Source organism: Maridesulfovibrio frigidus DSM 17176 (assembly GCF_000711735.1).
In the GTDB taxonomy this organism is placed as follows: domain Bacteria; phylum Desulfobacterota; class Desulfovibrionia; order Desulfovibrionales; family Desulfovibrionaceae; genus Maridesulfovibrio; species Maridesulfovibrio frigidus.
In genome coordinates this window covers 441,215-447,561 of record NZ_JONL01000003.1, presented here as the reverse complement: position 1 = coordinate 447,561, position 6,347 = coordinate 441,215, and the positions used below count along the sequence as shown (strand labels likewise).

Sequence of the window (6,347 nt, the reverse complement as noted above, 5' to 3'; positions counted from 1 at the left end):
AGTCGTTTCCAGCTGTTATCCCAATCTTCAAGGTAGATCATCCACGCGTTACTCACCCGTGCGCCGCTCTACTAAGCTTCCGAAGAAACCGTTCTCGCTCGACTTGCATGTGTTAAGCACGCCACCAGCGTTCAATCTGAGCCAGGATCAAACTCTCCAGTTAAAAAACTGCGTTTTGATCGCACTTACAATAATGTATGTGTCGTTCTAATTTTGCCCAACTCGCTATTTAATTGTCAAAGACCTTGGTCGCTATTGCGAACCTTTAATGTGGAACATTAAAGAGTTCATGTCAACCCTGCGTCTAATTTTTTCAGTGAACTTTTCTCAGTTGAAACAAAAATGTTTCGCCCAAGAGGAACAGTTTCTATACAAAGAACTGTACCCTGTCAACCACTTTCGTGATCGACTTTTTAGAGAGTCGCTAACCCACTCTTGCGAGTGGTGCGGTGTGGGAATCTAAACGACTCGCTCACCCCCGTCAACTACTTTCTGAAATTTGTTTTTCTCAATGATCTCGAAGGCTTGTTTTCCCTTCGTCGGAGTGGCAATCTAGATGAAGCCGCTCCAAGTGTCAACCACTTTATAAAAGTTTTTCTTGACCTCCCCGCAAGCGACTCAGCACTTATGCCGGACTCACTTAACATCTCTGCGTCGTGGTCAGCCTTTCGGGAAGCAACCAGAACCTAATGAATCAGGCCCGGTCGGTCAAGAAGAATTTAACTTTTATTTCAATGATCTCTGAGACTTAACTCAGTGTCGCTACATCTCTGCAGCGCGGAATCGGAAACTATGTAATTCCCGTTTAGAAGTCAACCGTTTTGTGACCGGTCTGTCATAATAAACTTTCGGAGACGCTGTGCCGTTAAGGCGTTGCTGACCCGAGAAAGAGGTTCTATGTAAAACGCTGCTCCACGTCAATAGGTTTCTGCGTTATTATGGATATCTGTTAGGTACTTAGTTTGGGAATGGCTTAACCACGCTAATTCATTCTTAGCAAACAGAAACTAGAGTCCACCTTTCCAAAGGACTCTTCGTTATACGCTATCCATTCTAGTTGATTTAAGACTCTCCTATTGCCTTTCTTCAGCATGATATACATACTCAAAACAACACAAACATCTATCCCCTAAGATATCCTATATGAATAGACTTACACCAAGCTCGCAATACACCCACATTATACACGGATTTAAAACAGGCATCGCGGCAGTCCTCGCATATATTCTCACTGTTTACGTTTTAAACCTTTCTTATGGATACTGGGCTGCACTATCTGCGGTCATTGTCATGCAAATCAACATTGCAGACTCCATAAGGATGTGCTGGTATAGATTCTCAGGTACAGCCATAGGTGCTTTCATGGGCATCCTTTGCATTGTTATATTCCCTCAGACTCCCTCTATGATTCTTTTATCTCTCTTCCTTTCTGTCGCTTTCTGCGCTTTTATGACCAAATACAACGAGTTCTATAGAATGGCCGCCATCACTGTGACAATAATAACTCTCGCAAGCCTTGGCCAGGATAACCGAATTGAGTTTGGACTATATAGAGTTCTTGAAATCAGCATAGGCGTAGCGTGCGCTTTCGTTACCAGTATAATGATATTCCCCATGCGGGCTTCTGAATCATTAAATGAACGAATCAGAATACAATTTAAAGAGTGCGCAGTACACTTTGAAACTCTAATGGAAAGCTTCCTACAGAAACAATCAGGACTTGCACCGGATATGCTGGACTCTTTCACCAGCCAGGTAGCACTCAACCGTGATCTATACGCGAAAGTCCTAAGACACGAGCGCCTCATATATATAGAGAACACCGACCTGTTAGGCTTAAAGGTGAGAACTCTGGAGAAAAACGCTTCCCACTTGAATGCTATGCTGCAAGCTCTTAACGACGTTCAGGGTGAAGGTTATGAGATCATAATGAAAAAAGAGCTAAAGGCCCTTTCAATAACAATAGCGCAATCAATGTGCGACATAAGTTCAGAAAAATCTCTAAACGAAAAGGACTTACAGATTGTATTTGATTCAGTTCAGGAAAGACTCGAAGTACTTCGAAACGAAGGGGCTACCAAAAGATTCTACCTGCAGAAGATTTTACAATTCTTTGTTTTTTACCACAACACACAATTCATATGTAAAGACCTTCTCCAGTACGCAAAAGAAGAACACAAGACTGCAGAGGAATATCAATACATCTAAAAAATCAAATTCCAACTAAAGCATTGAGCAAGATGTCAGCGTCCATATTATCATATTCGTGAGTCATAAGCAGTTCTCTAACTTCTACCCTCTTACCGTAGTAAGCATTATTACTATCCTTGCTGACCATTAAAGCGCCTGCGTGGAATGTCATTCCTCCAAACGCACCCGCCTGATAAACTACTGTGTACATATTCCCTTCCATATCAAATAGACCCCGATGACTTTGGTCACTTAGCCTACCAATAGCCAGATCCGCTCCAAGTGACATATCCAGCTTTCCCGTCAAAGCGGATTCAAGAGCTTCGTCATCAAGAAGGAATATCATAACAGTTTTACTTGCAATGCCGCCCTGCACTCCAATATCAAGTCCCGTCATACTATAGAATACCGGACCATTCCAAAAACCTGTATTATCTTTTGCGCACAACACGCCAGTTCCACCCTCTGCGCCGATCATGAAGGCCATCTTGTACACATCTGGAAAGATAAACACTGCTCTGGAAATTTCGAGCAAGTAATCAATTGTTGGACCGTACTGATTCGTCCTCATTTGCTTAATGGCACACGCAGCCGAATCCACAAGCATCTGAGTACTCGTAGTTGAATTGCTGACGCACGGGCTTCCTGTAATATTCTTAACCGAATTGCATGCTGATAAAAGCATAGTCATGGCGATACAAAGTATTAATCCTTTCCATTTATTCATGGGGACAGTTTAACCCCTTCTATATATGTACATCAACATGAAATTGCTTTTTTAACTTCTAATTCAACGCGTGTTAATTTAGAATATTTCAAAATGATAAAAAATGTCATGCGCCAATTCTCGCAATGACAGTAAGGATAGCCCATGTCGAACCTACTGAAACCATACAACGAACAAATGATGGACGTGCTGCTTTATATTCAAAAGAATCTGGACCAGCCTCTTTCTCCTGAAGAGCTGGCTGCGGCGGCCTGTTTTTCCGTAGTTCATTTTCATCGCATCTTTAAAGGTATGATCGGCGAAAGTTTAAAAGAACACATTCGTCGTCTCCGCCTCGAAAAAGCTGCGTACATGCTCTGCTATACGGATGAATCAGTCATAAACATTGCTCTTACCGCACAGTATGAATCACCAGAGACCTTCAGCCGCGCATTCAAAAAGATGTTTACGGTTCCCCCAAGTGACTACAGACGTACTACCCGAAAACTGACAAGCCCTTCTAATCCCAATGTTATCTACTACTCCCCTGAACCGACAAGTATGAATATAAATTTCGATCAATCATCTCCAACTATTCAATTGGACGTGCGTGAGCGTAATGAGATATATGTTGCATTCGTTAGACATGTTGGTTCTTATTTTGAAGTAGGAAAAGCTTGGGAAAAACTTTGCAATTGGGCGGGGCCGACAGGTCTTCTAGATGCTCAGACAGAATTTATGGGACTCTGCTATGATGATCCGTCTGTAACTCCGCAAGGCAAGATTAGATACGATGCATGCATAAGCACTTCAAAAGAACTTACGGCCGAAGGGGACATAGGAATTCAGACAATTCCGGGCGGAAAGTACGCCGTTGCGACTCATTGTGGTTCTTACGACGGACTCGAAGAAGCGTATAAACAGCTATATGGGAAATGGTTACCCGCTAGTGGGCATCAACTGAGGGATTCTATCCCATCATTTGAAAAATACCTTAACACCCCTGCGGAGACCGCTCCTGAAGACTTAATTACAGAAATTTACTTGGCAATTAATTAATCTAATTTTTAAACATGGAGCTTAAAATGGAAGTTAAAATTTGGAACCTAGACCCAATGAAAATGGCTTATGTAGAGCATGTCGGTCCATATGAGGAAGTTGAAGTAGCTTGGATGAAACTTGCATCATGGGCCGGCGCAAACGGTCTTTTCAATGAAAGGACCAAATCATTCGGCGTATATCATGATAATCCCATGGAAGTTCCTGCTGAAAATCTCCGCAGTGAAGCATGCATTACTGTTGATAAGGAAGTTGCTAACTCCGGCGAAGTTAAATTTAAAGATGTTAACGGCGGCAGATACGCTGTAGCAGTCCTCCTCGGACCTTACGCTCAGCTTGCTGACAAATGGATGGAATTTTACACGAAATGGCTGCCGGAAAGCGGCGAAGAATATAGAGATGAACCATGCTACGAACAGTATTTGAATGATCCTCATTCTACAAAACCTGAACATCTAGTTACATTGCTACTTTTGCCGTTGAAGTAAAATCAAAAAAAGATCCCCCTTCTATATATAGAAGGGGGATCTTTTAATGCCAACTAATAACAGCATTTATCTAATATGGCGCTATCAGCAAAGAATTCTCCATCATCATTGGAATCCAAAGCCTCTTGCTCTTCTTATCCAGATAGAAATCGGCAGGCCCGGCAACCTTCTCCGGCAGCGCGACTTCTTCGACCTTTCCAGTTTTCATATCCAACTTAAGAACAACACCTTTCTTCTCAAAAGCAACCCAATCGGAAAAGTATGCGTTGTCTCCATCGACAGACATACCGTCATACATGCCGCCTGTTGTATGAATCTTCTTAAAGCTAAGTTTACCATTCTCTAGCCGCCCCTTCCCGACGAACCCATTCGGCTTATGATCCGTACCGAAAGTTGCAACATAAAGGGTTTCATCTTCTGGGACATAGCTTAATCCATTTGCACCGGGGATACCGAATTCAACTTCTACTTCTACAAAAGAAGGCTTCCCAGCGATATCAACCTCGTAAATTTTACCTGTATCCATCGCGGAAACCAAAATGCTCTTTTCATTTAACACAGTGACCCCGTTAAGAAAGGATGTTCCCTCGCTTGAGAAGTCGAGACTAAAAACCTGTTCGCCAGTTTCCACGGCAAATCCTTTAAGCACATCAATGTCTGCAACATACAGAACGCCATTCAATGTCACCATTCCTTTCGGTGCATTAAGATCTTTAATGAAACGGTGCTCAAGCACTTCGCCTTCGGCTGAAAGCTTTGAAATATAGCCGTCGCTATCCTTATCCATAGGCTTAAGCTTCTCGCCCACATTCGAAACATAAAAGTATGTTCCGTCAGACGTAACACTTTCCGGCGCGGAAAATCCGTCGACCTTTAAACTCTTTGACGAGCACGCGCCAAGTGACATCACAAAAACCAGACAAATAAACGCTACTAAGTATCTCTTCAAAATTTCCTCCGTGTTTCTTTCAAATGAAACTAGAGAAAAAAGAAGAAACTAACTCTCGTTTAAAGTTCAAGCTTTGACGATTTTAGTCCAGAACGATATTCACGGGGGGTGTAACCGAATTGTTTGCGGAAAATACTGCTGAAATGGGAAAGGCTGTCATATCCAGCTTCATAAGATATTTCAGATATGCTTTTGGGTGAATTTTGAATCAATTGCGCAGCCCATGAAAGACGACGCGCACGAATCCACTTAGCTGGGGATGTTCCGAAAATTTTACTGAACTCTCGTTTGAAAGTGGAAAGACTGCGCCCGGAAAGGGATGCCATATCTTCAAGGCTGATGTTTTTATTAAAATACTGTTCCACGGTAGCAACCAGATCAGCTTTAATTTCGTTGCGACATGAAAGTAAAAAATTAACAAAATTTTCGTTCCCACTTGCGCCGCATAGGTAATGAAGCAGTTCCCGCACCTTAAGTCGCAAGAATTCATCGTCATAAGCTAATGGCGAGCCGAAAAGCGGAATAATAGATGACAGATAGATCTGGATGGGCTCACTAGTCTCAACACGAAATAGCGAAGGAATATCAATCAATGGGTCATCCCTTTTCGAAGAAAGAGAATCAACAAACTCGGTAAACATTGAATCATCTAGAAAAAATAGAATCGTATCAAAGGTCCCTCCGTCCTCCGGAACCATTTCGGACATTAGGTGGCACCCTTTACGAATGAAAAAAGAATCTCCTGCGCCAAGCTCAACATCGCCGTCGGCCGAGTGGATGATCTTTGTGCCCGACAAAATGAACACGAGTGAATGCTGTGCAACACACGCCTCATGCCTGACCATTGATTTGCGACATTGATATTGCACAAAGGTCAAACCATCCAGAGTGATACTCGGGATTTCAGTGGAAGATTTTATGTGGCGCGGTATTGTTAGCATATATAAAAAAAAGA

6 protein-coding genes and 1 rRNA gene are annotated in these 6,347 nt (G+C 42.6%); 3 read left to right on the top strand and 4 right to left on the bottom strand.

The window, feature by feature from the left end:
• Positions 1-163 (bottom strand): 16S ribosomal RNA (locus BR06_RS0109235); the annotation flags it as partial.
• A 980-nt stretch (positions 164-1,143) separates the two neighbouring features.
• On the opposite strand from BR06_RS0109235, the gene BR06_RS0109230 reads away from it, so the two are divergent.
• On the top strand, positions 1,144-2,208 hold the full coding sequence (locus BR06_RS0109230) for an FUSC family protein (protein WP_031482228.1): 1,065 nt from the start codon (positions 1,144-1,146) through the stop codon (positions 2,206-2,208).
• Between the two features lie 4 nt (positions 2,209-2,212).
• Here the strand turns inward: BR06_RS0109230 and BR06_RS0109225 are convergent, their stop codons facing one another.
• The gene (locus BR06_RS0109225; protein WP_031482226.1) at positions 2,213-2,917 is read right to left on the bottom strand and encodes a lipid-binding SYLF domain-containing protein; all 705 of its coding nucleotides are present in this window, start codon (positions 2,915-2,917) and stop codon (positions 2,213-2,215) included.
• Between the two features lie 144 nt (positions 2,918-3,061).
• Here BR06_RS0109225 and BR06_RS0109220 point away from each other — a divergent pair, with 144 nt between their 5' ends.
• Both BR06_RS0109220 and BR06_RS0109215 read left to right on the top strand, forming a co-directional pair.
• Positions 3,062-3,955, top strand: coding sequence for an AraC family transcriptional regulator (locus BR06_RS0109220; RefSeq protein WP_031482225.1), 894 nt, complete (start codon positions 3,062-3,064; stop codon positions 3,953-3,955).
• Between the two features lie 26 nt (positions 3,956-3,981).
• On the top strand, positions 3,982-4,443 hold the full coding sequence (locus BR06_RS0109215; RefSeq protein WP_031482223.1) for an AraC family transcriptional regulator: 462 nt from the start codon (positions 3,982-3,984) through the stop codon (positions 4,441-4,443).
• 70 nt (positions 4,444-4,513) lie between these two features.
• Here BR06_RS0109215 and BR06_RS0109210 read toward each other — a convergent pair whose 3' ends face one another.
• Both BR06_RS0109210 and BR06_RS0109205 read right to left on the bottom strand, forming a co-directional pair.
• Complete coding sequence (locus BR06_RS0109210) at positions 4,514-5,392, bottom strand: NHL repeat-containing protein (protein ID WP_051676984.1); 879 nt, start codon at positions 5,390-5,392, stop codon at positions 4,514-4,516.
• A gap of 59 nt (positions 5,393-5,451) precedes the next feature.
• Positions 5,452-6,333, bottom strand: a complete 882-nt coding sequence (locus BR06_RS0109205) for an AraC family transcriptional regulator (protein ID WP_084154082.1) — start codon at positions 6,331-6,333, stop codon at positions 5,452-5,454.
• Positions 6,334-6,347: the final 14 nt, after the last annotated feature.

Bases quoted from the DNA above. Each gene is read 5' to 3' on its own strand.
- BR06_RS0109230 (WP_031482228.1), top strand. From the start codon at position 1,144: ATGAATAGACTTACACCAAGCTCGCAATACACCCACATTATACACGGA.
- BR06_RS0109225 (WP_031482226.1), bottom strand. From the start codon at position 2,917: ATGAATAAATGGAAAGGATTAATACTTTGTATCGCCATGACTATGCTT.
- BR06_RS0109220 (WP_031482225.1), top strand. From the start codon at position 3,062: ATGTCGAACCTACTGAAACCATACAACGAACAAATGATGGACGTGCTG.
- BR06_RS0109215 (WP_031482223.1), top strand. From the start codon at position 3,982: ATGGAAGTTAAAATTTGGAACCTAGACCCAATGAAAATGGCTTATGTA.
- BR06_RS0109205 (WP_084154082.1), bottom strand. From the start codon at position 6,333: ATGCTAACAATACCGCGCCACATAAAATCTTCCACTGAAATCCCGAGT.